The sequence below is a fragment of the Mesorhizobium sp. M1078 genome (assembly GCF_040318615.1).
Taxonomy (GTDB): domain Bacteria; phylum Pseudomonadota; class Alphaproteobacteria; order Rhizobiales; family Rhizobiaceae; genus Mesorhizobium.
This window is the reverse complement of sequence record NZ_JAMYMP010000001.1, coordinates 453,688-479,101: the sequence shown is the minus strand read 5'-3', so window position 1 is coordinate 479,101 and position 25,414 is coordinate 453,688. Positions and strand designations below refer to the sequence as shown.

Below are 25,414 nucleotides of genomic sequence, written 5' to 3'. Positions count from 1 at the left end.
CAGCCGGAGCCAGCTACTCCGCCGGCTCCACATTCGTGTACGCCGCTTCCTCAAGCTCCCGCTTCAGCCTCGCTTCCTCATGCGTCTTCGGCGTGACGAAGCGGCCGAGCAGGAGGTAGGCGACCGGGGTCAGGAAAAGCGTCGAGACGGTGGCGAGACCCAGCCCGCCGACGATGACCCAGCCGAGCGCGATGCGCGCTTCGGCACCGGCGCCGGCGGCCAGCACCAGCGGGACCCCGCCGAGGATGGTGCAGATCATCGTCATCATCACCGGCCGCAGGCGGATGATCGAGGCCTGCTCGATCGCCTCGCGCACGCCGAGGCCGCGGTCGCGCAGCTGGTTGGCGAATTCGACGATGAGGATGCCGTTCTTGGCCATGACGCCGACCAGAAGCACGAGGCCGATCTGGCTGTAGGCATTGAGGCTGGTGCCTGACAAAAGCAGCGCAAAGATTGCGCAGGCAAGGCCGAGGGGGACCGTCGCCATGATGATGACGGCGCTGACGAAGCTTTCGAACTGGGCGGCGAGCACCAGGAGGATGATGACCAGCGCGAAGCCGAAAATGGTGATCATGGCGCTGTTGGTCTCGCCGAGCGTCGCGGCTTCGGCCAGCGGCAGGACGCGGCTGCCCGGCGGCAGCAGCGGGGCGGCGATCTGCTCGGCAACGCCGAGCGCGTCACCCAGTGCGAAATTGCCGTTCAGGTTCGATGTGATCGCCACCGAAGGCTGCTGCTGTTCGCGGGTCAGCGACGGCGGCACGGCGCGCTCGGTCAGCGTGGCGATGGTCGACATTGGCACGAAGCGGCCGTCGGCGGTCTTCAGGAAGATGTTTTCCAGATCGGTCGGATCATTGATCGGGTTGGTGGTCGAGACCAGCTTCACGCCATAGCTGCGGTCGGCGATGTAGACATCGACGACATCGTTGCCGTCGAGCATCGCCTGCAAGGTGTTGGCGAGACCCGATATGTCGATGCCGAGATCGGAGGCGCGCTCGCGGTCGATGGCCACCGCCAGTTGCGGCTGCGTCGGGTCGATGGAAAGCCGCGGCGTCTGGAAGCGCGGATCGGCCTGCATCCGGGCGATGATCTTCACCGCCGCGTCGCCGAGCGCCTTGCGGTCGTTGCCGACCAGCGCGAATTGCAGGCCGTTGCCGGCGCCGCGAATGCCGAGGCTATTGGCCTGCACCGGGAAGATGCGCACGGATGGCACCTGCCGGGTCAACTGGCTTATCTGCGCCATGATCTCCTGCTGGCTGCGCGTGCGCTCGTCCCACGGCGCCAGCGTCATCACCATGAAGCCGGAATTGTAGGCGCCGTTCTGGCCGGCGTTTTCGAAGGTCGAGACGATCTCGCCGGAATCGCGCAGCGGCTGGATCAGCCTCTCGATCTTCTGCATCTGCTGCGTGGTGTAATCGAGGCTGACGCCTTGCGGCGCGTTGATGCGCAACAGCACGACGGCGCGGTCCTCGCTCGGCGTCAGTTCCTGGCGGATGGTGCCGAACAGGCTGAAGGCGACGCCCGCAAACAGCACCGCAACCAGCAGCACGATCCACGGCGCGCCGAGGCAGGCATGCAGGGCGCGCTTGTAGGCCGCGTTCAGCGCGCCACCGACGCGCGCGCCAATGCCGTGACCGCCTTCATGGTGGAGCGATGCGCCGGTCAACATGCGCGAGGCCAGCATCGGGCACAGCGTCAGCGCCACCACGCAGGAGAGCAGCACCGACATGGCGAGGACGAAGCCGAATTCGCGAAACAGGCCGCCGGTCTGTCCCGGCAGGAAGGAGATCGGCACGAAAACGGCAACGAGCGTCAGCGTCGTGGCGATGACTGCGAAGAACACTTCTTGGGCGCCGAGCACGGCGGCGGCACGAGGCCCCATGCCTTCGTTGCGCCGTCGCACGATGTTTTCCAGAACGACGATGGCGTCGTCGACGACAAGGCCGGTTGCCAGCACCAGCGCCAGAAGCGTCAGGATGTTGATGGAGAAGCCGGCGAGATAGATGGCGGCGATGGTGCCAATCATGGCGACCGGCATTGACAGACCAGGGATCAGCGTCGCGCGCCAGTCGAGCAGGAAGATGTAGATGACGATCAGCACCATGGAGATCGACAGGCCGAGCGCGATCTCGACCTCGTGCACGGCGCCGTTGACGAAGACTGCGTCGTCGCTGGTGATCTTGATCGACATGCCCTTGGGCAGGTTTTCCTGCAGCTTGGCGACGGCTGCCTTCACTCCGGTGGAAATATCCAGCGTGTTCGATTCCGCCTGGCGGATGATGCCAAGGCCAATGCCGGTCTTGCCGTCGGAGCGCAACGAGGTCTGGCCGATGTCGGGACCGAGCGTGACGGTGGCGACGTCGCGGATGCGCGTCGTGCCGCCGATGATGATGTTTTCGAATTCTTCCGGCGTCGTCACATCGGCCGTGGTGCGGACGATGAGATCCTGGTTGGTGGTGGTGATCGAACCGGCTGGTGAATCGAAAGCGACCGAGGCAAGCGCTGCCCTCAGATCGGCCACAGTGAAGCCGAGGCTGGCGAGCTTGTTCTGGTCGACATCGATGCGGAAGATCTTGTCGCGGTCACCATAGACCTGAACGTCGGCGACGCCAGGCACGGCAGCCAGTTCGTCCTCGATCTGGTCCTGGACGATCACCGTCATGTCCTGCACCGACATGGTGTCGGAGGTGACGGCCAGTCGCATCACGGCATCGGAATTCGCATCGGCCTTGACGATGCGCGGCGGGTCGGCGGTCTCCGGTATCATGTTGGCGACACGGCCGACCGCGTCGCGCACGTCGGAGGCGGCGACGTTCAAATCGACGCCATCGTTGAACTCGATGGTGACGCGGCTCTGGCCGAAGGAAGAGGTCGACGAGATCGACTTGACGCCGGAGACGCGGGCGACCGCGCCCTCGATGGTGTCGGTCAGTTCACGGTCGACGGTTTCGGCGGCGGCACCCTCGAAGGCCGTCGACACGGTGACCACGGCGCGGTCGACATCGGGCAGTTCGCGGATTTCGACGCCGTAGAAAGCGGCAAGGCCGGCCACTGCGATCAGCGTGTTCAGCACGAAGGCCATGACCGGCCTGCGGATGAAGAGAGCGGTGAAGCCGGTTTCGCTGGCGGTGCTGACAGGCGCGGTCATGAGCCTTCGGCCGCGTCCGCGGCCCGCTGATCCTGGCCGGCGATGCGGACCGCGCCGCCTTCGCTGACGCTCTGGGTGCCCTCGGTCACAACCATGTCGCCATCCTCGATCTCGGCGTCGATCAGCACCGTCTCGGTGTTGCGCTGGATGATGCGCACGGGAACGCGCCTGGCCTTGCCGTCCTCGATCTGCCAGACATAGGCGCCGTCGGAACCCCACAGGATCGCCAGCGGGCTGACGGCCGGGTAGGTGTCGCCGGGGAAGCGCATGGTGATGCCGAACGACATGCCGGCGCGCAGCGAATCCGCTGGATTGGCGATTGCAGCCTTGACCAGCAGAGTGCGGCTCTTTTCGTCGATGTGGTTGTCGATGGCCGACACAGTGCCGGTATAGGCCTTGCTCGGATTGGCGATCGGCGTCGCCGACAGTTGCGCGCCGACCTTGACGGCGGCGGCGAAGCGCTCGGGCACCAAGAAATCGACCAGGATGGAGGAGCGGTCGTCAAGCGTGGCGATCGCCGACTGGCTGGTGACGTAATTGCCGGCCGATATCGGCAGGATGCCGACCGTGCCGGCGATAGGGGCGACGATCGAACGACGCTGCAAGGCGAGTTCGGCATCCTGCAGCGCCAGTTTGGCGCCGGCCAGCACCACTTGGGCATCGGCGACGGCGACCGGGGTCGCGGCGTTGGAGGCCCTCAATGATTTCACCCGCTCGAGCTTGTCCTGGGCATCCTGCAAGGCGAGCTTGGCACGATCCTGCGAGATCACCTCGGTCTCGGAATCGAGAACAGCGATGATCTGCCCCTTGTCGACGCGGGTACCGGACTGGACGAGGAATTCAACCAGCCGGCCGGAGCTGTACGGGTTGACCGTCACCGAGGCATTGGCGCGGCCGGTGCCGATCGCCTGCAGGCGATCGTTGATGGTGGCCGTGCCCGCCGGCAAGGCAACGACATTTGCCGGCCGGCCGGCAGCGTTGCGACCGCCTGCCTGTTTCGTCGTGTCGACCGCGCCGGTTGTGGCGGGCGCCGAAGCATAGGTCCAGTCGATGCCCCAGCGTGCCAGAACCTCCGGCGCGCCCGGGAAGAATCGCGCCCAGGCGAGGACAGCCGCGACCAGGATCACAAGCGCAAAAACGATCTGTTTCCAGGCGACCATCGACACTCCGGTTGGCAAAACGTCTACGGGTTTCGCCAAGCAAAAAAACGCGCAGCGACGCACCCGGTATGTGCGAAGCCGCCGCAATATCATGGCTTTATGGCAATTCTGCCGCTTCCATGCACATTAAATCTGCGTAATTTTGCGCACCTGCGGCGGGATTGAACGTGTCAGCGCAGGCTTTCGAGGTCGCGGATGCGCCTGGCGCTGTCGGCCTCGAGCTGCCTGGTGACGGCGCCGATCAGCGTCTCGGCGACAACGAACAGAGCGGCGGAAGAGTCCCACGCCGAAGGCACGGCGGTGCGTCCGGCAATGACATGGCGGGCGAAGCGGGCGATCGGCGATAGCCACTGGTCGGTGAACAGCACGATCTGCACGCCGCGCTGATGCGCGGTCTGGGCAAAGCGGACCAGACTGTCCTGGTAGCGCCTGATGTCGAAGATCACCAGCACGTCGCGCTTGCCCATGTCGATCAGCCGGTCGCGCCAGATGCTCTCCTGGCCGGCAAGGTGATAGACATCGGGCTGGATGATGGCGAGATGGGCGGCCATGTAGCGTGCCAACGGATCGGTGAAGCGGCCGCCGATCAGGAATGTCTTGCCGCGCCGTTCGGCGAGCCTTTCGGCGATGTCGGCAAGCTGCCTGTCGGACAGATGCCTGAAGGTCTCGCGCATATTGTCCAGCGTCGCCTCCAGCATTGGCGACACGGCACTGCTGCCTGGCGAGGCCGGATTGAGCGTGCGCGATGCCGGCGACTGCAATTGCGCCGCCAGTTCGTCCTGCAGCGCCGACTGGAATTCGGGATAGTTCTGGAACCCCAGCCTGGAGACAAAGCGCAGGATTGTCGGCGACGATACGCCGGCGGCGGTCGAGAACTCGGCGACCGTCTTCAACCCGATCAGCGGATAGTTTGCAATCAGCGTTTGCGCGGCGCGGCGCTCGCCGGCCGGCATCGTGCCGATGCGGTCCGAAATCAGTTCGGCAATGCTGGAAATCATCGTTTTCCCCACCCCTGAGCCCGTCCAGACCGCTTCCCCGAAATCGCGTTTGACAAAGCCGGACAAACTGTATGAAATCATCCACGGGGACGCAATGAGGCAAAATACGTAACATAAGATACAGCGCTCCCCAGGGGACGGCAGATTATGAAGAGAGCACGGCCCGCCAGCCTTGCATCGTCTGATACCGTAGGGGTGACGAACCCCGGCGGGTCCAGCCCTTTCGTGCTGACCTGCGACCACGCTTCCAACTTCCTGCCATCCGAATTCGGCACGCTTGGCCTGCCGGCCGAGGACCTCTCCCGCCACATCGCCTGGGACCCCGGCGCGCTGCCGGTGGCGCGCCGCATCGCGACCGCCCTCGATGCGACGCTCATCGAAACCCGCATCTCGCGCCTGATAATCGACTGCAACCGTCCGCTCGAGGCACCGGACCTGGTGCCGCCGGTCAGCGAGACGACGGCCATTCCGGGCAATGCCGGCCTGTCGGACAGTGAGCGCGCCGAGCGCATCGCTTTGTCGTGGCGGCCGTTCCACGACACGATCGCATCGATCATCGACGACCGGCAGGCGCGTGGGCAGGACACCCGGCTGGTGTCGGTGCATTCCTTCACGCCGGTCTACAAGGGCAAGAACCGGCCCTGGCATATCGGCATCATCCATGATGACGACCGCCGGCTGGCGTCGCCGCTGATAGCGGCGCTGCAGCGGCTCTCCGGCGTCACTGTCGGCATCAACGAGCCCTATTCGCCGGCCGACCGCGTCTATTTCACTTTGGAGCGCCATGCACGCTCGCGCGGCCTTGCCTGCGCAATGATCGAAATCCGCAACGACGAGATTTCCGGCGAGACCGGGCAGCGGAAATGGGCGGATCTGCTCACAGGCATTTTTTCTGACCTGGAACCCGAGGAGGCCAAGGGTTCCCGGCGACAAGCAATGGGAAAGTCAGTTCAATCGGCCAGCTAAGAACGTTAAAAAGGGGACTTCAAATGGCAGCACCGATACACACGGACACATCGGAGGACGTGAAGGTCCTTCACAGCATGGGCTACGCCCAGGAACTATCGCGGCGCATGGGAGCATTCCAAAGCTTTGCGATCTCGTTTTCGATCATCTGCATCCTGTCCGGCGGGTTTGGATCATTCCCGATCGCGCTTTCGACGGGCGGTCCATTCTCACTGACCATCGGCTGGATCATCGGCAGCGCGTATGCGCTTGTCGTTGCGGCCTGTCTTGGCCAGATCGCGTCAGCCTACCCGACGGCAGGCAGCCTGTATCACTGGTCGTCAATCCTGGGCGGCCGGTTCTGGGGTTGGGCAACGGCCTACGTCAATCTGCTGGGACTGCTGTTCGTCATCCCGGCCGTGAATGTGTTTCTCTATCTCATCACGCGTGATCTGTTCTTCGGTTCGGTACTCGGCTGGGACGTCTCCGGCTGGGGGATGGGGACGCAAATTCTATCGGTCGCCGTCATCACCGCGGCGCAAGCCCTGCTGAACCATTTCGGCATCAGGCTGACGACCATACTGACGGATTTCTCCGGCTACCTGATCCTCGGGGTCACCGTCATCCTTATCATCATGTTTCTGATGGCGGCGCCAAGCCTGGACATCGGCAAGGCGTTCACCTTCGTAAACAACACCGGGGCTTCTGGTGGTGGCGTTTCCCCGCAAACCGGTCCATTGATGGCGATCATCATCGGCCTTCTCTATCCGCTGTTCACCATTACCGGCTTTGACGCGTCCGCACACACGGCGGAAGAAACAGTCAATGCGCGCGACACGGTGCACAAGGGCATGCTGCATTCAGTCTTCTGGTCCGGCGTGTTCGGTTTTGTGCTGATCCTTGTCATGATCATGGCCATCCCGGATCTGAATGCCGCCGCCGCCTCCGGCTGGAGTTCCTTCAACAATCTCTTCATCGCAGCCATCATGACGTCGTTTATCGGCAAGTTGATGCTGATCGGTGTGATCATTTCCAACTTCCTCTGCGCATTAGCCGCCGTGACGTCCACATCACGGATGATCTATGCGTTTGCGCGTGATGGTGGCTTGCCATTCTCGGGCCTGCTGAGCTCGGTCAGCCCGACATATCGCACGCCGGTGGCGGCGATCTGGTTCTCCGCCATCATGGCGGTCGTGTTGACCGCCGTGACGACGCCACTCAATGCCTTTGCCGCGCTCTCGACCGGCTGCGCTATGTATCTCTACATTTCATATGCAATGCCGATTGTTGCGGGTTTCTTTGCCGAAGGAAAAACCTGGACCACCTTTGGCAGCTTCCGTCTGGGCGGTTTGTCAAAAGTCTTCGCGGTCATTGTCATGATCGGAACCGTCCTGGTCACGATCGGTGGTCATGCCTTCGTCGTGTCGATCCCCGGCACACCGGGCGACGCTGCCGCCAATCCGCCGGTTGCCGCCACAAGCTTCGTGCCGGGCCTGTGGTACTATTCGGTTGGCTTCGCCATCATCCTGGCAATTCTTTGGTTCGCCATTGAAAACCGGCGTTTCCAGGGTCCGCCAATCGGCGAGGCGGCAATCGCCAAGCGCAAGGCGATCATTGCAGCCGCTGAAAAGGCTGTCGGCGAATCTGCCTGAGCAACAATCAAAGCCGTGGCGAGTTCGATAGCCACGGCTTTTTCCCTTTCAAAGTGACAAGCCCAAAGCGGCTAGCTGGAGTGCCAAAGGAATGGCCGGAAATTTCTCGTTCGATCAGTTGAAGAAAGCGGTCTCTAATGGCGAGATCGACACGGTGCTGGCCTGCATCGTCGACATGCAGGGGCGGCTCGCGGGAAAGCGTTTCCTGGCGCAGTACTTTGTGGATTCTGCTCATGACGAGACGCATGGCTGCAACTATCTGCTCGCCGCCGACATCGATATGGAGCCGGTGCCGGGCTACAAGGCGGCAAGCTGGTCGAAGGGCTATGGCGACTTCGTCATGAAGCCGGACCTTGCGACGCTGCGGCGGATTCCGTGGCTGGAAAAGACCGCGCTGGTGATCTGCGACGTGCTCGACCACCACACCCATGACGACCTTCCGCATTCGCCGCGCGCGATGCTGAAAAAGCAGGTCAAGCGGCTCACCGAACGCGGCTATATCGGCTACTTCGCCTCCGAGCTCGAATTCTACCTGTTCAACGAGACCTACGATTCCGCCCGCAAGAAGCACTGGCAGGGGCTCGACACCGCGTCGCCCTATATTGGCGACTACCAGATCGGCATCACCACCAAGGAAGAAGGCGTCATGCGCCGGCTTCGCAACGAGATGGAAGCGGCGGGCATTCCGATCGAAAACTCCAAGGGCGAATGGGGCCCGGGCCAGGAAGAGATCAATGTGCGCTATGCCGAGGCGCTCGACATGGCGGACCGCCACGTCATCCTGAAGAACGGCGCCAAGGAGATTGCCGAGTCCGAAGGCAAGTCGATTTCCTTCATGTCGAAATACAATTACGGGCTCGCCGGTAATTCCAGCCACATCCACAATTCGCTGTGGAGCGCCGATGGCAAGACGCCATTGTTCTTCGACAAGAAGGCGGACTGGACTTTGTCCACGCTTGGCCAGCAATGGGCGGCTGGGCAACTGAAATATGCCAGGGAGTTTACCTGGTTCCTGGCGCCCTACATCAACTCCTACAAGCGCTTCCAGGCCGGCACCTTCGCACCGACCAAGATCATGTGGAGCGAGGACAACCGCACCGCCGGCTTCCGCCTGTGCGGTGAGGGCACCAAGGGCATCCGCATGGAATGCCGCATCGGCGGCGCCGACCTGAACCCATATCTCGCTTTCGCGGCGCTGATCGCCGCCGGCCTTGCCGGCATCGACGAGAAGCTCGAACTGCAGAAGCCGTTCGTCGGCGATGCCTACCAGGCCTCGCGCCTGCCGGAGATCCCGAAGACGCTGCGCGACGCCACCGAGACGCTGGCCAAGTCGAAGATGCTGAAGCAGGCGCTCGGCGACGATGTGCTCGAACATTATGTCCACACCGCAAAGTGGGAGCAATTCGAATACGACCGCCGCATTACGGATTGGGAACTGCACAGGGGGTTCGAGCGGTATTAAACTTTATACAGCTTTAATGTTGACACTGTAGTGAAGTTAGTACCATATGGTACCTGTAAACTGCAGTGCGCTACATTGAGGAGTTTGCAATGTCCAAATATGCGCCGCTCAAGGACTTTCTCATTGCCCAAAATGTCGATCGCGTTCCGATGTCATTCGCCGAAATCGAGAGAGTGCTCAATCTCCCGCTGCCCGCATCGAAGCAATACCCTGCATGGTGGAGCAACAATCCGAGCAACAATCCCATGACAAGGGAGTGGCTTGAGGCTGGGTTCGAGACCGAATCCGTCAATATAGGGAGTGGGAAACTGGTATTTCGCCGCGTTCGCAAAGTGCCCATTTCGACGCCGCCCAGTGGTAGCGTGCCTGCCGCGCCAAAGGAGGCGCGCGCGGATCGCCACCCCGGTTTTGGTTTCATGAAGGGCCTGATAACAATCGAAGCCGGATTTGATATCACCAAACCTTTCGATGACGAGCCATGGGACCAGGGCTATCTGGGCGGTGAGGCTGACGCGCGTGACGGCAAACTTGCGGTGCGTAAATGAACGAAGGGCCAAACCTGCTTCTGGATACATGTGCGATGATCTTTGTCGCCAACGATAGTCTGATCGATCCGCACGCAAGCCGGGAGATTTCGGAAGCGGCCTATGACGGCCGTCTGTATCTTTCGCCGATGTCGGCATGGGAGATCGGAAGTGGCGTAGCCAAGGGCCGGCTCAATCTGCCATTGGCGCCACTCGACTTCGTGGAGCGATTCATCGAGCGAATGTCGGCAAAGCTCAGCGCTATCTCACCAGCCATTCTGATTGCGTCATCCAACCTGCCCGGTCCGCCTCATGGTGATCCCATGGATCGGATACTGATGGCAAGTGCGAGAGCTTTGGACATGGTTCTGGTGACGCGTGACGAGCCCATCCTTCGCTATGGCCGCAATGGCCATCTGCGCACCCTAGCCTGCTAACTTGGAGTATCCTTTGGAAACCGTAAAACTCAAATCGCCCATCGATGGTTCCATTTACGCCGAGCGGCCGATCGCGACCGACCAGGCGATCAATGCCGCGGTCGAGCGCGCCAAGGCGGCGCAGGAGAAGTGGGCGCTGACGCCGATCGTCGAGCGCGGCAAATTTATGCTGGCGATGCTCGAAGCGCTGGTCGCGATGACCGACGAGATCGTGCCGGAGATCGCCTGGCAGATGGGGCGACCGGTGCGCTATGGCGGCGAGTTCGGCGGCGTCAGGGAACGCACCAATTACATGGTCGAGATCGCTGAAGCCGCGCTGAAATCCGTGCCGGCATCCAACCCGAAGGACGGCTTCCGACGCTATGTGAAGAAGGATCCGCTCGGCGTCGTCATGGTGATCGCGCCGTGGAACTATCCCTATCTGACCGCCGTCAACACCATCGTGCCGGCACTGATGGCCGGCAATACCCTTTTCCTCAAACATGCGGCGCAGACGCTGCTGGTTGGCGAACGGTTCCAGCAGGCGTTCGACAAGGTTGGGCTGCCCAAGGGCGTGTTCCAGAATGTCGTGCTGAACCATGCCCAGACCGAGAAGCTGCTCGGCTCGGGCAAGATCGACCATGTCAATTTCACCGGTTCGGTCGGCGGCGGCCGCGCCATCGAGAAGGCGGCGGCCGGCACCTTCATGACGCTCGGGCTCGAACTCGGCGGCAAGGATCCGGCCTATGTGCTGCCCGACGCCAAGCTCGACCATGCGGTGGCCAATCTGGTCGACGGCGCCTTCTACAATTCCGGCCAGTGCTGCTGCGGCATCGAGCGCGTCTATGTGCATGAGAAGGTCTACGACCAGTTCGTCGAAGGTTTCATCGCCGAGACGAAGAATTATGCCGTCGGCAATCCGCTAGAACAGGCGACGACAATGGGGCCGATGGCGCAGGCGCGCTTTGCCGACCTGATCCGCGAGCAGAAGGCCGAGGCGCTGCGCAAGGGTGCAATCGCACACATCAATATGAAGGTGGCTAACGACAAGGCCGGCTCGCCCTATCTGGCGCCGGAAGTGCTGACCGGCGTCGACCACCAGATGAGCGTCATGCGCGAGGAAAGTTTTGGCCCGATCGTCGGCATCATGAAGGTGCGCAACGACGAGGAGGCGATCGCGCTGATGAACGACAGCCCCTACGGGCTGACCGCTTCGATCTGGACCGACGACATCGAGCATGCGGTGGCGATCGGCGACCGCGTCGAGACCGGCACCGTGTTCATGAACCGCTGCGACTACCTCGATCCGGCGCTGGTCTGGACCGGCGTCAAGGACACCGGCAAAGGCGTCGCCCTTTCGGCGCTCGGCTACGACAATCTGACCCGGCCGAAATCCTTCCATCTGCGCGAAGCCATCTGATTTTTTGAAAGACAAGACATGTCCAAGCTGATCTCCAAATGGAACTACCCGACCACCGTCCGCTTCGGCGCCGGGCGCATCAAGGAACTGCCTGAGGTGCTCGCTGCCACCGGCATTAAGCGGCCGCTATTCGTCACCGATCCGGGGTTGGCGAAACTGCCGGTCGTCGCTTCGACGCTGAAAATCCTCGACGACGCCAAGGTATCCTATGGCGTGTTCTCCGAGGTGAAGCCGAACCCGGTCGATTCCAACCTCACCGCCGGCATCGCCGTGTTCAAGAAGGGCAAGCATGACGGCGTCATCGCTTTCGGCGGCGGTTCAGCGCTCGATCTCGGCAAGCTGATCGCGTTCCAGGCCGGCCAGACGCGGCCGATCTGGGACTTTGAGGATGTCGGCGACTGGTGGACGCGCGCCAATTCGGATGCCATCGCGCCGATCATCGCCGTGCCGACCACTGCCGGCACAGGCTCGGAAGTCGGGCGTGCCGGCGTCATCACCAATGAGGCGACGCACACCAAGAAGGTGATCTTCCATCCGAAGCTTTTGCCGGCAATCGTCATTGCCGATCCGGAACTGTCGGTCGGCATGCCCGGCTTCATCACCGCCGGCACCGGCATGGATGCGCTGGCGCACTGCCTCGAAGCCTATTGCGCGCCGGGCTATCACCCGATGGCCGACGGCATTGCCGTCGAAGGTGTGCGCCTGGTGTTCGAGAACCTGCCCAGGGCCTATGCCAACGGCAAGGACATCGTCGCCCGCGCCCATATGATGAGTGCCGCCGCCATGGGTGCTGCCGCCTTCCAGAAGGGCCTTGGCGCCATCCATTCGCTGTCGCACCCGATCGGCGCGCTTTACGACACCCATCACGGCATGACCAATGCGGTGTTCATGCCCTACGTGCTGGCCTTTAACCGGGACTCGATCGAAGAACGCATCGCCCGGCTTGCCGCCTATTGCGGAATCAAGGGCGGGTTCAACGGTTTTGCCAAAGCGATCGTCAAGCTGCGCAAGGAATTGAAGGTGCCGCATGCACTGCCCGGCCTGATCAAGGGGCTCGACATGGACAAGAAGCGCAAGGGGCTGATCGCCGACATGGCGGTGGTCGATCCGACAGCCGGCGGCAACCCGGTCAAGCTGACCAAGAAAGCAGCGCTGACGCTGCTCGAAAACTCTATCGCCGGTACGGTCTGAGGCGGTTTCTTGTGCCGGAATTGATCTGGAAACGAGGGGAAAGGAAAGGGCAAAGGGGCAAGAGACAAGGCTATAAACCATTAGCCGGGAAATTAAGTGCAGGCTAATTGCTACAGCCCGTTAAAAAGAGTTAACTTTTCGTGCCGCCGGGCGCCTGTTTCAAAAAGCTTTCATCTGGCTGTCACACGAAATCGATACCGCATCGCAGGCGTCCAGGACGCCAGTTCAACGGAGAGAACACATGTTCAAGTTTACAGGGAAAGTGCTTTCCCTTTCGGCCGTCGCCCTCATGGCGACCTCTGCTATCTCGTCGGCCCAGTCCATGGATGAACTGGTTGCCGCAGCGAAGAAGGAAGGCCAGCTCACCACCATCGCGCTGCCCCATGACTGGTGCGGCTACGGCGCCGTCATCGACGGGTTCAAGGCGAAGTATCCTGAGATCACCATCAACGAACTCAACCCCGATGCCGGCTCCGGCGACGAGGTCGAGGCGATCAAGGCCAACAAGGACAACAAGGGCCCGCAGGCGCCCGACGTCATCGACGTTGGCCTGTCCTTCGGCCCGACCGCCAAGGCTGACGGCCTGATCCAGCCCTACAAAGTGTCGACCTGGGACTCGATCCCCGACAGCGCCAAGGATGCCGATGGTTACTGGACCGGCGACTACTATGGCGTGCTATCCTTCCTGGTGAACAAGGACCTCGTCAAGGAAGCGCCTGCTGACTGGGCTGACCTGCTGAAGCCGGAATTCGCCAACACCGTGGCGCTTGCCGGCGACCCGCGCGCCTCGAACCAGGCCATCCAGGCCGTCTACGCGGCCGGCATTTCCGGTGGTGCGGCTGCCGGCGAAGCTGCTGGCACTGCTGGTCTCGACTTCTTCAAGAAGCTTAACGCCGCCGGCAATTTCGTGCCGGTCATCGGCAAACCGGCGACCCTGGCACAAGGCCAGACGCCGATCCTGGTGACCTGGGATTACAATGCACTTGCCGGTCGCGACACGCTGAAGGGCAATCCGCCCGTCGACGTCGTCGTGCCCAAGACCGGTGTCGTTGCCGGCGTCTATGTGCAGGCGATCAGTGCTTTCGCACCGCATCCGAACGCTGCCAAGCTCTGGCTGGAGTATCTCTACTCCGACGAAGGCCAGATCGGCTGGCTGAAGGGCTATTGCCACCCGATCCGCTTCAACGATCTTGCCAAGAACGGCAAGCTCCCGGCGGACGTGATGGCCAAGCTGCCGCCGGCCGAGGCTTACGCTGCCGCGGTGTTCCCGACGCTGGACGAGCAGGGCAAGGCAAAGGAAGCCGTCACCAAGAACTGGGATGCCGTCGTCGGCGCCAACGTCAAGTAAGGCTTGAAACCAACCGGGCGGCCTCGCGGCCGCCCGGTGTTCCTCGGAGACGGTAGCCGGCGCATGACAGATATCTCGCTTTCCGATCACGCAGTTGCCGGGAAGACCGCGCCCCCCAGCGAGGCGCGTGCAATGCGACTGCCGACGCAATGGCTCGGCGTTGCGCCATTCTTCATCTTCGCCATCATGTTCCTGATCCTACCCACGCTCTATCTGATGCTGGGTGCATTCCAGAACGATGCCGGCGAATTCACGTTCGAAAACATAGCAGCACTGGCGCAGCCATCGATTGTCGCCGCCTACTGGATCTCGCTCAAGGTCAGCCTTTCCTCGTCGCTGATCGGCGCCTTCGCAGGTCTCGGCATCGCCATCGCCATCGTGCGCGGCGGCCTGCCGGAGTGGATACGTTCGGCGACGCTGACATTCTCCGGCGTGGCTTCCAATTTCGCCGGCGTACCGCTGGCCTTCGCCTTCATCGCCACGCTCGGACGCCTCGGTCTCGCCACGGTGCTGCTCAACACCGTGTTCGGCCTCAACATTTATGCGCACGGCTTCAACATCCTATCGTTCTGGGGCCTGACGCTGACCTATGTCTATTTCCAGATTCCCCTAATGGTGGTCATCATCACGCCGGCGATCGACGGCTTGAAGAAGGAGTGGGGCGAGGCTGCGGCGACGCTTGGCGCCACCCAGACGCAATACTGGCGCATGGTGGTCATCCCGGTGATCTGGCCGAGTTTCCTCGGCACGGTCATCCTGCTCTTCGCCAATGCCTTCGGCGCCATCGCCACCGCCTATGCGCTGACCGGCTCTTCACTCAACATCGTGCCGATCCTGCTCTATGCGCAGATACGCGGTGACGTGCTGCACAATGCCCATCTCGGCTATGCGATCGCCTTCGGCATGATCGTCATCACCGGGCTGGCCAATGTCTTCTACATTTGGTTCCGGACGCGCTCGGAGAGGTGGCTGAAATGAAGTCCGGAAAATTCTGGGCCTGGGTCGTCTTCGGGCTGGGCGCGGCCTATTTCTTCATTCCGCTGATCGCGACGGTGGAATTTTCCTTGCGCATGCGGCGCGGCGCTTATTCCTTCGACGCCTATCAGATCGTGCTTGGCGACCCTCGTTTTCAGGCGACCTTTGGCTACTCAGTGCTTGCCGCCATCTTCACCATCATTCTGGGCGTGTTGATCGTGGTGCCCGCCGCCTACTGGATTCGACTGCGCCTGCCGCAACTGCGGCCGATCGTAGAGTTCATCACGCTGCTGCCGCTGGTCATTCCCGCCATCGTCATCGTCTTCGGCTATATCAGGATGTACGGTTCGAATTCGCCGCTGCCGTTCCTGGCGACCGACATGGGCACAAATGCCTTGCTGGTCATCGGCTATGCAATGCTGGCGCTGCCCTACATGTATCGCGCGGTCGATACCGGACTGCGCACCATCGACGTCAGGACGCTGACCGAAGCGGCGCAGATCCTTGGCGCCGGTTGGGGCACGATCATTGGTCGTGTGATCCTGCCCAATGTGCTGATCGCCGTGCTGTCGGGCGCCTTCCTTACCTTCGCCATCGTCATTGGCGAATTCACCATGGCCAGCTTGCTCAACCGGCCCGCCTTCGGCCCCTATCTGCAAAACGTTGGCGCCAACCGCGCCTATGAGCCGGCGGCGCTTGCCATCATCGCCTTCGCCATCACCTGGGGCTGTATGTCGCTGATCCAGATCCTGTCCCGTTTCGCGCCGAGATCGGCGAACCGCCCGAACTGATCGACAAAGTACTGATCGAAAGAAAAAGCCATGGCCGAACCATTCCTCTCCATCCAGCATGTGCGAAAATCCTTCGGCGCCACCACCGTGGTCGAAGATTTCAATCTTGATGTCGAGCCGGGCGAGTTCGTTTCCTTCCTTGGGCCATCGGGTTGCGGCAAGACCACCGTGCTGCGCATGGTCGCCGGTTTCGAAGAGCCGTCGGCGGGCAAGATCGTCGTCGCAGGCAAGGACATCACGAGGCTAAAGCCCAACCAGCGCAATGTCGGCATGGTGTTCCAAGCCTATGCGCTGTTCCCCAACCTGACGGTGGCGCAAAACATCGGCTTTGGCCTGAAGGTCGCCGGCATGCCCAAGGCGGACATCGACAGACGCGTGGCCGAGATGCTCGACATCATCAAGCTGCCGCAGATGGCCGACCGCTATCCCTACCAGCTCTCCGGCGGCCAGCAACAGCGCATCGCGCTGGCCCGCGCCATCGCGCCGAAGCCGAAGCTGCTTTTGCTCGACGAGCCGCTGTCGGCGCTCGACGCCAAGGTGCGCGTCTCGCTGCGCGAGGAAATCCGCTCGATCCAGAAGAAGCTCGGCATCACTACCATCTTCGTCACACATGACCAGGAAGAGGCGCTGTCGATCTCGGACCGCATCGCGGTGATGTATGGCGGCAAGGCCGAGCAGGTCGGCACCCCGTTCGAGATCTACAACCGGCCGGCGACCAAGTTCGTCGCCAATTTCGTCGGCACGCTGAACGTGCTCGAAGGCACTGTCACCGATGCCGCGTCCGGCAAGGTGCGCGTCAACACGCAGGAAGTCTCGCTAATGGGCAAGCTCAACGGCTCGAAGTCCGGTGACACGCTGTCGCTGGCGCTGCGACCGGAGGCGATTTCGCTCGGACGCCAACCCGGGCGCGATTCAAGCCTGTCGGGCGAAATCTCCGAAGTGCACTTCCTCGGCTCGGTCATTCGCGTTCGCGTCGGCATCGGCGGCAACACGGTGTCGCTCGACACCTTCAACAGCCCGGCAACGCCACCGCCCGCGGTCGGCGAGAAGGCCGACATATCGTTCTCATCAAGCGATATGCTGGTGCTGCACTAGCAAGCAGCATTTTGGCGCGACCGAGGCGGTCGATTCGAGCTGGCGCGATGAACGGCCGTATCATTGCCGGACCCCGAGTGCTGGATAATCAACAGCATCTTGCCATCCAGCCACTGCCCATGATGCCGCTTCGCCGCTACGATAGGCCATGGCGCTATTCGAACTTACCCTCATCCTGCTTCTGGCTGCCGTCGCGCTGACGGCGCTGTCGCGGCGGCTGGAAATTCCCTATCCGTCCCTGCTGGCTCTGGCCGGGGTCGCGATCGCCTTCGTACCCGGTGCGCCGACGATCGAGATCGATCCGGAACTGGCGCTTGCCCTGTTCATCGCGCCGGTGCTTCTCGACGCCGCCTATGACACGTCGCTGCGCGACCTCAAGCGCTACCGGCTGTCGCTCGCGCTGCTGGCGCTAGGCGCCGTCGTCTTCACCACCGTGGTGGTTGCCTTCGTCGGCTGGAAGATGGCCGGCCTGCCGATCGCGGCGGCAATCGCGCTTGGCGCCATCGTCGCGCCGCCGGATGCGGTGGCCGCATCCGCCGTGCTCAGCCAGTTCAAGGTACCGCACCGCATCACCGCCATCCTGCAGGGCGAGAGCCTGCTCAACGATGCCACGGCGCTGCTGATCTACCGGCTGGCGGTTTCGGCGGCGCTTGGCACGATCATGCTCAGCAACGCCGTTCCGGTGATCCTGCTGGCAACGATCGGCAGTGTGATCGCGGGCTATCTGTTTGGCCGCGTCTCGCTGCTGGCGCTCGGCCGCATCGAGGATGCGGCGAGCAGCACGGTGGTGCAGTTTGCCGGAACCTTCGCCGTGTGGATCATCGCCGACAGGCTCGGCCTTTCCGCCATCATCACCATCGTCGTCTATGCCATGACCATTGCGCGCAGGGCGCCGCGCCAGTCGTCGGCGAGACGCCGCGTCAGCACCTATTCGGTCTGGGAGTCGGCGGTGTTCGTGCTCAACGTGCTGGCTTTCGTGCTGATGGGCCTGCAGGCACGCACGATCGTTGGCAGGCTGGCCGGCGACGGGCAAGGCGAAGCATTCCTTTTCGCCGCAACGGTGCTGGTCGTCGTTATCGTCGCGCGCCTTGTCTGGGTGGCGAGTTACGTCGCGATCATCCGGTGGCTTGCCCGCTTCGGCAGCCAAGAGGCAAGGCGGGAATTGCCGACGTTCGGCGGCGCCGTCATTGTCGGCTGGTGCGGCATGCGTGGGTTGGTGACGCTGGTGGTGGCCATTGCGCTGCCGGCCGATTTTCCCGGCCGCGACCCGATCGTGCTTGCCGCCTTCGCGGTGGTGCTGGGCACGCTGGTGCTGCAAGGCATGACGCTGAAGCCGCTGCTGCGCTGGATCAACTTCGACCCCGATAGAACCGTCGACAATGAGGTGGCGCAGGCGCGCGTCGCCATCATGCAGGCAGCACTGGACGTGCTGAGCCGCAAGACATCTGCGGCCGCCGCCGTCGTGCGCGAACAGTATGAAGCGCAGCGCCTGATTGCGGAAAACCCGGAGGACGCTCAGGCCGCGACCGAATACGACCGGCTGCGCCTCTATGCCATCAACCGCCAGCGCGACACGCTCGAGGAGTTGCGCAGCAACGGCACGATCGGCGACGAAGCCTACCACCGGCTGGAGGAAGAGATCGACTGGGCCGAACTGGCGGCATCGCCGGCGGGCCGGTTCCAACCGCTGACCACATCATAGACGCTGGCCCAGTTCCGCCGTCGTGCCGGTACATTGCAACCCGTCTGCCGAACCGCTACTGCCAAAGCGAAATTGAGCCGGATAAGCAATGAAGCTGGTCAGCTACAACATCCAGTACGGGTTCGGCGGCGATGGCCGTTACGATCTTTCGCGCTGCACCAAGCTGGTCGACGGCGCCGATATCATCGCGCTGCAGGAGGTCGAGCGGCATTGGCAGCGCACCAATGAGGACGACCAGCCGGAGGTCCTGTCCAAGCTGCTGCCTAGCTATTACTGGGTCTATGGCCCGGCCTTCGACATGGACGCCAGTGAGCAGCGCGACGGCCGGGTCGTCAACCGCCGCCGCCAGTTCGGCACCATGCTGCTGTCGAAGCTGCCGATCGCCTGGTCGCGGCTGCACGCGCTGCCCATGCGCCGCACGCTGCGGCCGCTCAACACGCGCAACGCCGCGCTCGAATGCATGATCCGCACGCCGGCCGGACCGGTAAGGGTCCTGTCGCTGCATCTCGCCCATATCGCGGCGGAGGAGCGTCTGGAGCAGATCGACTATCTCTTGGCCGAGCATCGCCGCGCGCCGTCCGAGGGCGGCCCGTGGAGCGGCGCGGACGATGAGCCTTCGCGCAACTGGACCAGTGGCGAGGCCGAGCCGGAAAACCCGACAGCTGCGATCTGGATGGGCGATTTCAACATGGAGCCGGGCAGCGCCGAATACAGCCGCATCGTCGGCAGCACGCCCTATCATCGCGGGGCAGCTTATCTCGACGGCTTTGTTGATGCCGCTGCCGTCGCTAGCGAGCCGGCTGCCGATTTCCACACCCATGTGAAAACGATCGACGGGAAAGTGGCAAAACGCCGGCTCGACCATTGCTTCGTCGGCGGTATGTTCGCGGACCGTGTGCGCTCGGTCAGTGCCGATATAGGCGAGATCGCTTCAGACCATTTTCCGGTCCGGATCGATATCGATCTCGAAACGCCTTTGAGCTCAGGAGATCGGTGAGCCCTCAATGACGCTTTCCGTCTTTTTCGCGGTGCTTGCCGCCGCCGCCATGCACGCGATCTGGAACGCGCTGGTCAAGGTGCATCTCGATCGCTTCCTGTCGATCACGCTGATGACGCTGGGCATGGGTTTTGCCGCACTGTTCGTGCTGCCCTTCGTCGAGTTTCCAAAGGCCGCGGTATGGCCCTTTATAATCGCCTCGGTGCTCTTTCACATGGGCTACCGGACCTTCCTCATCGGCGCCTACAAGGCCGGCGATTTCGCCCAGACCTATCCGCTGGCGCGCGGCACGGCGCCGCTTTTGACCGCGCTCGGCGGCGTTGTCGTGGTGCAGGAGATGCCGGCGCCGTTCGCCATCCTCGGCATCCTGCTGCTGTCGGCCGGCACGCTGGTGATGTCGTTTCGCGGCGGCGCGCATCTGGAGCGGATCAATGTGCGGGCGGTCGGCTTTGCGCTCGGCACTTCGATCTTCATATCCAGCTATACGCTCTCCGACGGCAGCGGCGCGCGGCTGGCCGCAACGGCAACGAGCTATGCCGCATGGCTGTTCATCTGCGATGCCACGTGGGCGCTGGTGCTGTGCCTCATCTTTCGCGGGCCCAAGGCGCTGCCCGTGCTGGCGCGTGACTGGAAAGCAGGCCTGTTCACCGGCGTGCTCAGCGGCGCGGCCTACTGGATCGTCATGTGGGCGATGACCAAGGCGCCGATCGCCTCGGTGGCGTCGTTGCGGGAGACGTCGATCCTGTTTGCCATGATGATCTCGGTTTTCGCGCTCGGCGAGAAAATGACAGGCTGGCGCGGCGCCGCCGCGCTCAGCATCGTCGCCGGTGTCGTGGCCCTCAGACTGGGCTGAGAGCCTGATACTTCAGCCGAGCACCGTCATCACCTGTCCGCGCCGTTCCGGACTGAAGCGGATGACGACGATGATGCAGACGGCGACCACGCCGGCAAACAGCGCCAGCGCGTAGCCACGAGATTGGGCGAGAAGGCAGCCAGCGCGCCGATCACCGAATAGCTTACGATGTTGAGCATCAGAATGGGCTTGCGGCCATATTTGTCGGCCAGCCTGCCGAAGAAGAAGGCGCCGATGAAGCGTGTCGCCAGCGTCAGGAACAACGCTTTGGAGACTGCCGGGACGTCAGTGTTGAATTCGGTTGCGATATCGGTGAGCAGGAACGTCAGAAGGAAGAAATCAAAAGCGTCGAGCGTCCAGCCGAGGAAGGAGGCAAGGACGGTTTCTTCTTCTGCGCGGTGAGAGCCACGACGTTCCTCCTAAACGCCCCCGGGGAACGATATGTTCCTTGGGGCGCAAAAGAGAACAGGCGTCAGCCGGCTTTCGAAAGAAGCGCGGTCACTTTTTCGTAATGTCGAGATCGAACACCATCAGCCCGTCGGTGCCGCCTTCGAGCGTTGCGACCAATCGGGCGCCGGCGCGCTGATGCGCTTCATGCACGAGATAGGCGTCGCGGGCGGCGGCATCGCGGAAGTCGATGGTGAAGGCATGGCTGAAGCCGCGCGCGAACGGCTCCGGGCTGACATTGGTGCTGAAATGGACCGTGTCCATGCCGTCGACAACAGAGCGCAGTGCTTCGAGATCGGCGTGGATTGCCGTGCGCTCGGTGGCGGGCACATCGCTGCGGAAGCGTACGAAGACGCAGTGTCTGATCATTGGTTCGTTCTCCTAAGTGGTTATGCGGCCCGATTGCCGGAGAACACCGCCGGCGGAAGCGGCTCGCGGCCGAGGATGATGTCGGCGCCTTTTTCGCCGACCATGATGGTCGGCGCATTGGTGTTGGAGGAAGGCACGCGCGGCATCACCGAGGCATCGCAGACGCGCAGGCCCTCGATGCCGCGCAGGCGCAGGTCCGGTGTGACCACCGCCATATCGTCATGGCCCATGCGGCAGGTGCCCACGGGGTGATGGTCGGTCTTGGCGGTGCGGCAGGCATAGTCGATCAGCTCGTCGTCGCTGGCGAGCGATGGTCCGGGCAGCACCTCGCGCAACACGTAAGGTGCAAGCGCCTTCTGCCGCATGATCTCGCGCGCAAGCCTGAGGCCCTTGATCGACATGGCGCGGTCATAAGGGTCCGACCAATAGTTGGGATCGATCAGCGGGTGGTCGGCCGGGTCGGCGCTGCTCAGCCGCACCGTGCCGCGCGAGCGCGGGCGCAGGAAGGCCGAGTTCAAGGTCACGCCGGGGTTCTTCAACCTCTCGACGCCGGCCTCGATGCCGGAGCCGAGTCCCAGATGGAACTGGATGTCGGGCGAGGCGGCGGTCGGATCGGCGTACCAGAAGCCGCCGGTCTCGAACAGGCTGGAGGCGACCGGCCCTTTCTTCAGCAGCAGATACTGCAAGCCGGCCCACGCGGTGCGGTGCAGCTTGGCGTAGTTGTCATAGGTGTGGTCGCCGGTGCATTCGGCGATGACGAACAAATCGAGATGGTCCTGCATGTTGGAGCCGACACCGGGCAGATCATGCACCGGCGTCACGCCGACCGATTTCAGGTGATCAGCCGGGCCGATGCCCGACTGCATCAACAGCTTCGGCGAACCGATGGCGCCCGACGAGACGATCACTTCGCGCTCGGCGCGCATGATGGTCTTCTCGCCGCCGGGTTTGTCGACGGTCTCGACGCCGATGGCGCGGCCTTTCTCGACGACGATGCGGGTGACCAGCACATCGGTTCGGACGGTCAGGTTCTTGCGGGCGCGGATGGGCTTCAAATAGGCGACCGAAGCGGATGAGCGCCGGGCGTCCTTCTGGGTCAGCTGGTAGTAGCCGACGCCTTCCTGGCTAGCGCCGTTGAAATCCGGGTTGAAGGGGATGCCCATCTCTTGGCCGGCGCGGAAATAGGCCTCGCAAATCGGCAGCGGCGAAATCGGGTTCGACACGCCGAGCGGACCCTGGTCGCCGTGAAAATCGTTGGCGAAGCGCTGGTTGTTCTCGGCGCGCTTGAAATAGGGCAGCACGTCGCGATAGCCCCAGCCCGCGAGGCCCTCTTCCTTCTCCCATGCGTCGTAGTCGCGAGCGTTGCCGCGCGTGTATATCTGGGCATTGATGGACGAGCCGCCGCCGACCACCTTCGCCTGCGTATACCAGAAGACGCGGTCTTGCATGTGCCTCTGCGGCACAGTCGACCAGCCCCAGGAAGCGATGCCCTTGGTCATCTTGGCAAAGCCCGCCGGCATGTGGATGTAGGGGTGCCAGTCCTTGCCGCCGGCCTCGAGCAGCAGCACGGAATTCGCTGGATCCTCGCTCAGCCGGTTGGCCAGAACGCAGCCGGCCGGGCCGGCACCTACGATGATGTAGTCGGTCATAACTCTATCCACCTACAGTCGAGGCACGGAGAGCGCGCCGTCGACATTGATAATCGAGCCTGTGGAAAAGCCGAGCTTGCCGGCGGCAAGCGTCGCCACCACGGCGCCGATGTCCGATGCTTCGCCCCAGCGTTTTGCCGGCACCAGGCCGCTGTCGATAAGCGCGTCGTATTTGGCTGATACGCTCGCGGTCATGTCGGTGCGAATGATGCCGGGCCGCAGTTCGAACACGCCGATGTTTTCCGGCGCAAGCCGTAGCGCCAGGTTCTTCACCCACATCGAAAGGCCGGCTTTCGAGATGCAGTAGTCGGCGCGTTCCGGCGAGGCCATATCGGCGCTGACCGAGGTGATGGTGATGATCGAGCGCGGATGATTGCTGGGAGCCGCCAGCATCGCCTTGGCGACGGCCTGGCTAAGGAAGACTGTGCCGCGCAGATTGATGGCGAGCGCACGGTCGAAGTTTTCGGGCTTCAGCTCCAGCAGGTCGCCGCGCACCATGGCGCCGACGCCGGCATTGTTGACGAGGCAGTCGATTCGGCTGAAGGCACGTATGGCGGCGTCGACGAGGGCCGTGTGATCCTCGAGGTTGGCGATATCACAACGGACATAGGCGAACTCCGCACCCCGTGCGGTGATGTTGGCGGCCAGTTCGTCCGGCGCTTGTTCGGCAAGGTCGGCGATCAAAATGTCGAAGCCGGCCCCGGCCAGCGCCTCGGCGCAGGCGAGCCCAATGCCGCGCGCACCGCCGGTGACGATTGCTGCGGGGCGGGTCATGCCGCGAGGTCCGTTCGGCGAATATGCTCGGCCACGCGCAGCGCCTGTGCCGCAATCGACAGCGCCGGATTCACGGCGGCCGAGTTCGGCAAAAAACTGGCGTCGACAACGAACAGGTTCGGGTGGTCGAAGGCGCGGCAGAAAGGGTCGAGCGGCGACGTCGCCGGATCGTCGCCCATTTTCACCGTGCCGCACTGGTGCGAGGGCGTGCGCTTGTCGAAGGGATGCGACAGCACGATGGGATAACCGCAGGCGCGGAAGTTCTCACGCATCAGCTTGGTCAGCCCGTCCAGCGACTGCATGTTGGAGCGCCGCCATTGCATGACGATGTCCTTGCCGTCGACCATGATGCGGCTTTCCGGATCGGGTAGATCCTCGCACATCAGATACCAGTCGACGGCGTGACCGGCCATGTAATCGAGCGCGAATTTCGGCACGCGTTTGACGTTGGCCTTCAACATGTTGCCGTCGATCTTGCCGAGCAGCTGGACGTTGCCGAGCGGCTTGCCGCCTTTGCCGTCGGAGAGATAGTAGTCATTCAGCATCAGCGTCTTCTGGTAGACGCTGTCGTTCCTGCGGCGCGGATCGATCGCCAGCATGGCGCTCGAATTATGGTTCATGAAATTGCGGCCGACCTGGTCGGAGCGGTTGGCGAAGCCTTTGCCATCTGGTGAAGGCGAGCGCAGCAGGATGACGGCGGAATTGACCGCGCCGGCGGACAGGATGACCAGCTTCGGCGCGACTTTCTTCAGCTCGCCATTCTGACGGTAGTGAACGGCAGCGATGCTTTTGCCGTCGGACGACGCTTCGAGATATTCGACATGGCAGCCGGTTTCGAGCCGGATATTGCTGTCCTTAAGTGCAGCCGTCAGCGGTCCGGTCTGCGCATCGATCTTGCCCTGGGCGGTGTTGGGGAATGCGTCCCAGCCGGTCTTGCCCTCTTTCAGCCAGGTGTCGATGTCGACGGCTAGCGGCAGCGAGGCCGGATGCAGGCCGAGGCCTTTCAACTCGGCGCGCGCGCGCGCAATCGGCGCCTCGTCGGGCACCGGCTTGAAGGCATAGGGGACCGAGTGGAACGGTTCGGTCGGGTCCTCGCCGAGCGAGCCGCGGACGCGAAACAGCTGCTCGGCTTTCGAATACCAAGGCTCGAATTCATCGTAGGAAAACGGCCATGCCGGCGAGACGCCACCGAAGTGCTCCATGGCGGCGAAATCCTCTTTGCGGTAGCGGATCAGCACCGCGCCGTAGAATTTCGAATTGCCGCCGACATAGTAGTAATTGCCGGGGTTGAAGGCCGCACCGCCGGCCTCACGCCACATCTCCTTCGGACGGTAGTGGCCGTCGACGAAGATGGAGCGCGTGTCGCGGGCATGCGGCGTTGCCGTCAAGGGCTCACCGCGCTCCAGCATCAGGATCGAGGCACCGCTGCCCGCCAGACCGGAGGCGATCGTAGCGCCGCCGATACCGGAGCCGATGATGACGATATCGGGGCTGACCATCT

At 62.8% G+C, this 25,414-nt stretch carries 21 protein-coding genes and 1 pseudogene; 14 read left to right on the top strand and 8 right to left on the bottom strand.

Going from position 1 to position 25,414, the window contains the following annotated elements; genetic code table 11:
* Window positions 1-13: 13 nt before the first annotated feature.
* From NKH38_RS02390 to NKH38_RS02380, 3 genes are all read right to left on the bottom strand, one after another.
* Window positions 14-3,145, bottom strand: coding sequence for an efflux RND transporter permease subunit (locus NKH38_RS02390; protein ID WP_352624341.1), 3,132 nt, complete (start codon window positions 3,143-3,145; stop codon window positions 14-16).
* Window positions 3,142-4,305: an efflux RND transporter periplasmic adaptor subunit gene (locus NKH38_RS02385; RefSeq protein WP_023751351.1), complete on the bottom strand. Its 1,164-nt coding sequence runs from the start codon at window positions 4,303-4,305 to the stop codon at window positions 3,142-3,144. The genes NKH38_RS02390 and NKH38_RS02385 overlap by 4 nt, the downstream gene beginning before the upstream one ends.
* Window positions 4,306-4,475: 170 nt before the next feature.
* On the bottom strand, window positions 4,476-5,303 hold the full coding sequence (locus tag NKH38_RS02380; protein ID WP_023740936.1) for a MurR/RpiR family transcriptional regulator: 828 nt from the start codon (window positions 5,301-5,303) through the stop codon (window positions 4,476-4,478).
* 147 nt (window positions 5,304-5,450) lie between these two features.
* Here NKH38_RS02380 and NKH38_RS02375 point away from each other — a divergent pair, with 147 nt between their 5' ends.
* The 14 genes from NKH38_RS02375 to NKH38_RS02310 all read left to right on the top strand — a co-directional run bounded on the left by NKH38_RS02375 (window position 5,451) and on the right by NKH38_RS02310 (window position 20,674).
* A complete protein-coding gene (locus NKH38_RS02375) occupies window positions 5,451-6,269 on the top strand; it encodes an N-formylglutamate amidohydrolase (protein WP_352758836.1) in 819 nt (272 codons plus the stop codon).
* 77 nt (window positions 6,270-6,346) lie between these two features.
* On the top strand, window positions 6,347-7,900 hold the full coding sequence (locus NKH38_RS02370) for an amino acid permease (RefSeq protein WP_352758834.1): 1,554 nt from the start codon (window positions 6,347-6,349) through the stop codon (window positions 7,898-7,900).
* Window positions 7,901-7,991: 91 nt separating this feature from the next.
* On the top strand, window positions 7,992-9,362 hold the full coding sequence (locus NKH38_RS02365) for a glutamine synthetase family protein (RefSeq protein WP_023671164.1): 1,371 nt from the start codon (window positions 7,992-7,994) through the stop codon (window positions 9,360-9,362).
* Between the two features lie 89 nt (window positions 9,363-9,451).
* Complete coding sequence (locus NKH38_RS02360; RefSeq protein ID WP_352758832.1) at window positions 9,452-9,907, top strand: DUF7662 domain-containing protein; 456 nt, start codon at window positions 9,452-9,454, stop codon at window positions 9,905-9,907.
* The gene (locus NKH38_RS02355) at window positions 9,904-10,323 is read left to right on the top strand and encodes a type II toxin-antitoxin system VapC family toxin (protein ID WP_352758829.1); all 420 of its coding nucleotides are present in this window, start codon (window positions 9,904-9,906) and stop codon (window positions 10,321-10,323) included. The genes NKH38_RS02360 and NKH38_RS02355 overlap by 4 nt, the downstream gene beginning before the upstream one ends.
* Window positions 10,324-10,336: 13 nt before the next feature.
* Complete coding sequence (locus tag NKH38_RS02350) at window positions 10,337-11,722, top strand: aldehyde dehydrogenase family protein (protein ID WP_352758826.1); 1,386 nt, start codon at window positions 10,337-10,339, stop codon at window positions 11,720-11,722.
* A gap of 18 nt (window positions 11,723-11,740) precedes the next feature.
* Entirely contained in the window at window positions 11,741-12,913 is a 1,173-nt protein-coding gene (locus NKH38_RS02345) for an iron-containing alcohol dehydrogenase (RefSeq protein WP_352758823.1), read from the top strand.
* A 241-nt stretch (window positions 12,914-13,154) separates the two neighbouring features.
* Window positions 13,155-14,261: an ABC transporter substrate-binding protein gene (locus tag NKH38_RS02340; protein WP_023671169.1), complete on the top strand. Its 1,107-nt coding sequence runs from the start codon at window positions 13,155-13,157 to the stop codon at window positions 14,259-14,261.
* A 63-nt stretch (window positions 14,262-14,324) separates the two neighbouring features.
* Window positions 14,325-15,239, top strand: a complete 915-nt coding sequence (locus tag NKH38_RS02335; protein WP_023671170.1) for an ABC transporter permease — start codon at window positions 14,325-14,327, stop codon at window positions 15,237-15,239.
* Window positions 15,236-16,027: an ABC transporter permease gene (locus tag NKH38_RS02330; protein WP_023671171.1), complete on the top strand. Its 792-nt coding sequence runs from the start codon at window positions 15,236-15,238 to the stop codon at window positions 16,025-16,027. The genes NKH38_RS02335 and NKH38_RS02330 overlap by 4 nt, the downstream gene beginning before the upstream one ends.
* 30 nt (window positions 16,028-16,057) lie before the next feature.
* The gene (locus tag NKH38_RS02325; protein ID WP_023701013.1) at window positions 16,058-17,122 is read left to right on the top strand and encodes an ABC transporter ATP-binding protein; all 1,065 of its coding nucleotides are present in this window, start codon (window positions 16,058-16,060) and stop codon (window positions 17,120-17,122) included.
* Between the two features lie 148 nt (window positions 17,123-17,270).
* Entirely contained in the window at window positions 17,271-18,824 is a 1,554-nt protein-coding gene (locus NKH38_RS02320) for a cation:proton antiporter (RefSeq protein ID WP_023814633.1), read from the top strand.
* An 88-nt stretch (window positions 18,825-18,912) separates the two neighbouring features.
* On the top strand, window positions 18,913-19,821 hold the full coding sequence (locus NKH38_RS02315; protein WP_023671173.1) for an endonuclease/exonuclease/phosphatase family protein: 909 nt from the start codon (window positions 18,913-18,915) through the stop codon (window positions 19,819-19,821).
* Between the two features lie 7 nt (window positions 19,822-19,828).
* On the top strand, window positions 19,829-20,674 hold the full coding sequence (locus NKH38_RS02310) for an EamA family transporter (RefSeq protein WP_352758817.1): 846 nt from the start codon (window positions 19,829-19,831) through the stop codon (window positions 20,672-20,674).
* Between the two features lie 29 nt (window positions 20,675-20,703).
* On the opposite strand, the pseudogene NKH38_RS02305 reads toward NKH38_RS02310, so the two are convergent.
* The 5 genes and pseudogenes from NKH38_RS02305 to NKH38_RS02285 all read right to left on the bottom strand — a co-directional run.
* A pseudogene (locus NKH38_RS02305) lies at window positions 20,704-21,027 on the bottom strand (MFS transporter); the annotation flags it as partial.
* Window positions 21,028-21,172: 145 nt separating this feature from the next.
* The gene (locus NKH38_RS02300; RefSeq protein ID WP_352758815.1) at window positions 21,173-21,490 is read right to left on the bottom strand and encodes a Dabb family protein; all 318 of its coding nucleotides are present in this window, start codon (window positions 21,488-21,490) and stop codon (window positions 21,173-21,175) included.
* Between the two features lie 20 nt (window positions 21,491-21,510).
* Window positions 21,511-23,139, bottom strand: coding sequence for a GMC family oxidoreductase (locus NKH38_RS02295; RefSeq protein ID WP_023733503.1), 1,629 nt, complete (start codon window positions 23,137-23,139; stop codon window positions 21,511-21,513).
* A 12-nt stretch (window positions 23,140-23,151) separates the two neighbouring features.
* Window positions 23,152-23,913 carry a 3-ketoacyl-ACP reductase gene (locus tag NKH38_RS02290; protein WP_023804696.1) on the bottom strand — a complete coding sequence of 254 codons (762 nt, stop codon included), beginning with the start codon at window positions 23,911-23,913 and terminating at the stop codon, window positions 23,152-23,154.
* A complete protein-coding gene (locus NKH38_RS02285; RefSeq protein ID WP_352758810.1) occupies window positions 23,910-25,412 on the bottom strand; it encodes a GMC oxidoreductase in 1,503 nt (500 codons plus the stop codon). The genes NKH38_RS02290 and NKH38_RS02285 overlap by 4 nt, the downstream gene beginning before the upstream one ends.
* Window positions 25,413-25,414 lie beyond the last annotated feature (2 nt).

Excerpts from the sequence above, each read along its gene's own strand:
- NKH38_RS02390 (WP_352624341.1), bottom strand. The coding sequence starts at position 3,145 with ATGACCGCGCCTGTCAGCACCGCCAGCGAAACCGGCTTCACCGCTCTC.
- NKH38_RS02385 (WP_023751351.1), bottom strand. The coding sequence starts at position 4,305 with ATGGTCGCCTGGAAACAGATCGTTTTTGCGCTTGTGATCCTGGTCGCG.
- NKH38_RS02380 (WP_023740936.1), bottom strand. The coding sequence starts at position 5,303 with ATGATTTCCAGCATTGCCGAACTGATTTCGGACCGCATCGGCACGATG.
- NKH38_RS02375 (WP_352758836.1), top strand. The coding sequence starts at position 5,451 with ATGAAGAGAGCACGGCCCGCCAGCCTTGCATCGTCTGATACCGTAGGG.
- NKH38_RS02370 (WP_352758834.1), top strand. The coding sequence starts at position 6,347 with ATGGGCTACGCCCAGGAACTATCGCGGCGCATGGGAGCATTCCAAAGC.
- NKH38_RS02365 (WP_023671164.1), top strand. The coding sequence starts at position 7,992 with ATGGCCGGAAATTTCTCGTTCGATCAGTTGAAGAAAGCGGTCTCTAAT.
- NKH38_RS02360 (WP_352758832.1), top strand. The coding sequence starts at position 9,452 with ATGTCCAAATATGCGCCGCTCAAGGACTTTCTCATTGCCCAAAATGTC.
- NKH38_RS02355 (WP_352758829.1), top strand. The coding sequence starts at position 9,904 with ATGAACGAAGGGCCAAACCTGCTTCTGGATACATGTGCGATGATCTTT.
- NKH38_RS02345 (WP_352758823.1), top strand. The coding sequence starts at position 11,741 with ATGTCCAAGCTGATCTCCAAATGGAACTACCCGACCACCGTCCGCTTC.
- NKH38_RS02340 (WP_023671169.1), top strand. The coding sequence starts at position 13,155 with ATGTTCAAGTTTACAGGGAAAGTGCTTTCCCTTTCGGCCGTCGCCCTC.
- NKH38_RS02335 (WP_023671170.1), top strand. The coding sequence starts at position 14,325 with ATGACAGATATCTCGCTTTCCGATCACGCAGTTGCCGGGAAGACCGCG.
- NKH38_RS02330 (WP_023671171.1), top strand. The coding sequence starts at position 15,236 with ATGAAGTCCGGAAAATTCTGGGCCTGGGTCGTCTTCGGGCTGGGCGCG.
- NKH38_RS02325 (WP_023701013.1), top strand. The coding sequence starts at position 16,058 with ATGGCCGAACCATTCCTCTCCATCCAGCATGTGCGAAAATCCTTCGGC.
- NKH38_RS02320 (WP_023814633.1), top strand. The coding sequence starts at position 17,271 with ATGGCGCTATTCGAACTTACCCTCATCCTGCTTCTGGCTGCCGTCGCG.
- NKH38_RS02315 (WP_023671173.1), top strand. The coding sequence starts at position 18,913 with ATGAAGCTGGTCAGCTACAACATCCAGTACGGGTTCGGCGGCGATGGC.
- NKH38_RS02310 (WP_352758817.1), top strand. The coding sequence starts at position 19,829 with ATGACGCTTTCCGTCTTTTTCGCGGTGCTTGCCGCCGCCGCCATGCAC.
- NKH38_RS02300 (WP_352758815.1), bottom strand. The coding sequence starts at position 21,490 with ATGATCAGACACTGCGTCTTCGTACGCTTCCGCAGCGATGTGCCCGCC.
- NKH38_RS02295 (WP_023733503.1), bottom strand. The coding sequence starts at position 23,139 with ATGACCGACTACATCATCGTAGGTGCCGGCCCGGCCGGCTGCGTTCTG.
- NKH38_RS02290 (WP_023804696.1), bottom strand. The coding sequence starts at position 23,913 with ATGACCCGCCCCGCAGCAATCGTCACCGGCGGTGCGCGCGGCATTGGG.
- NKH38_RS02285 (WP_352758810.1), bottom strand. The coding sequence starts at position 25,412 with ATGGTCAGCCCCGATATCGTCATCATCGGCTCCGGTATCGGCGGCGCT.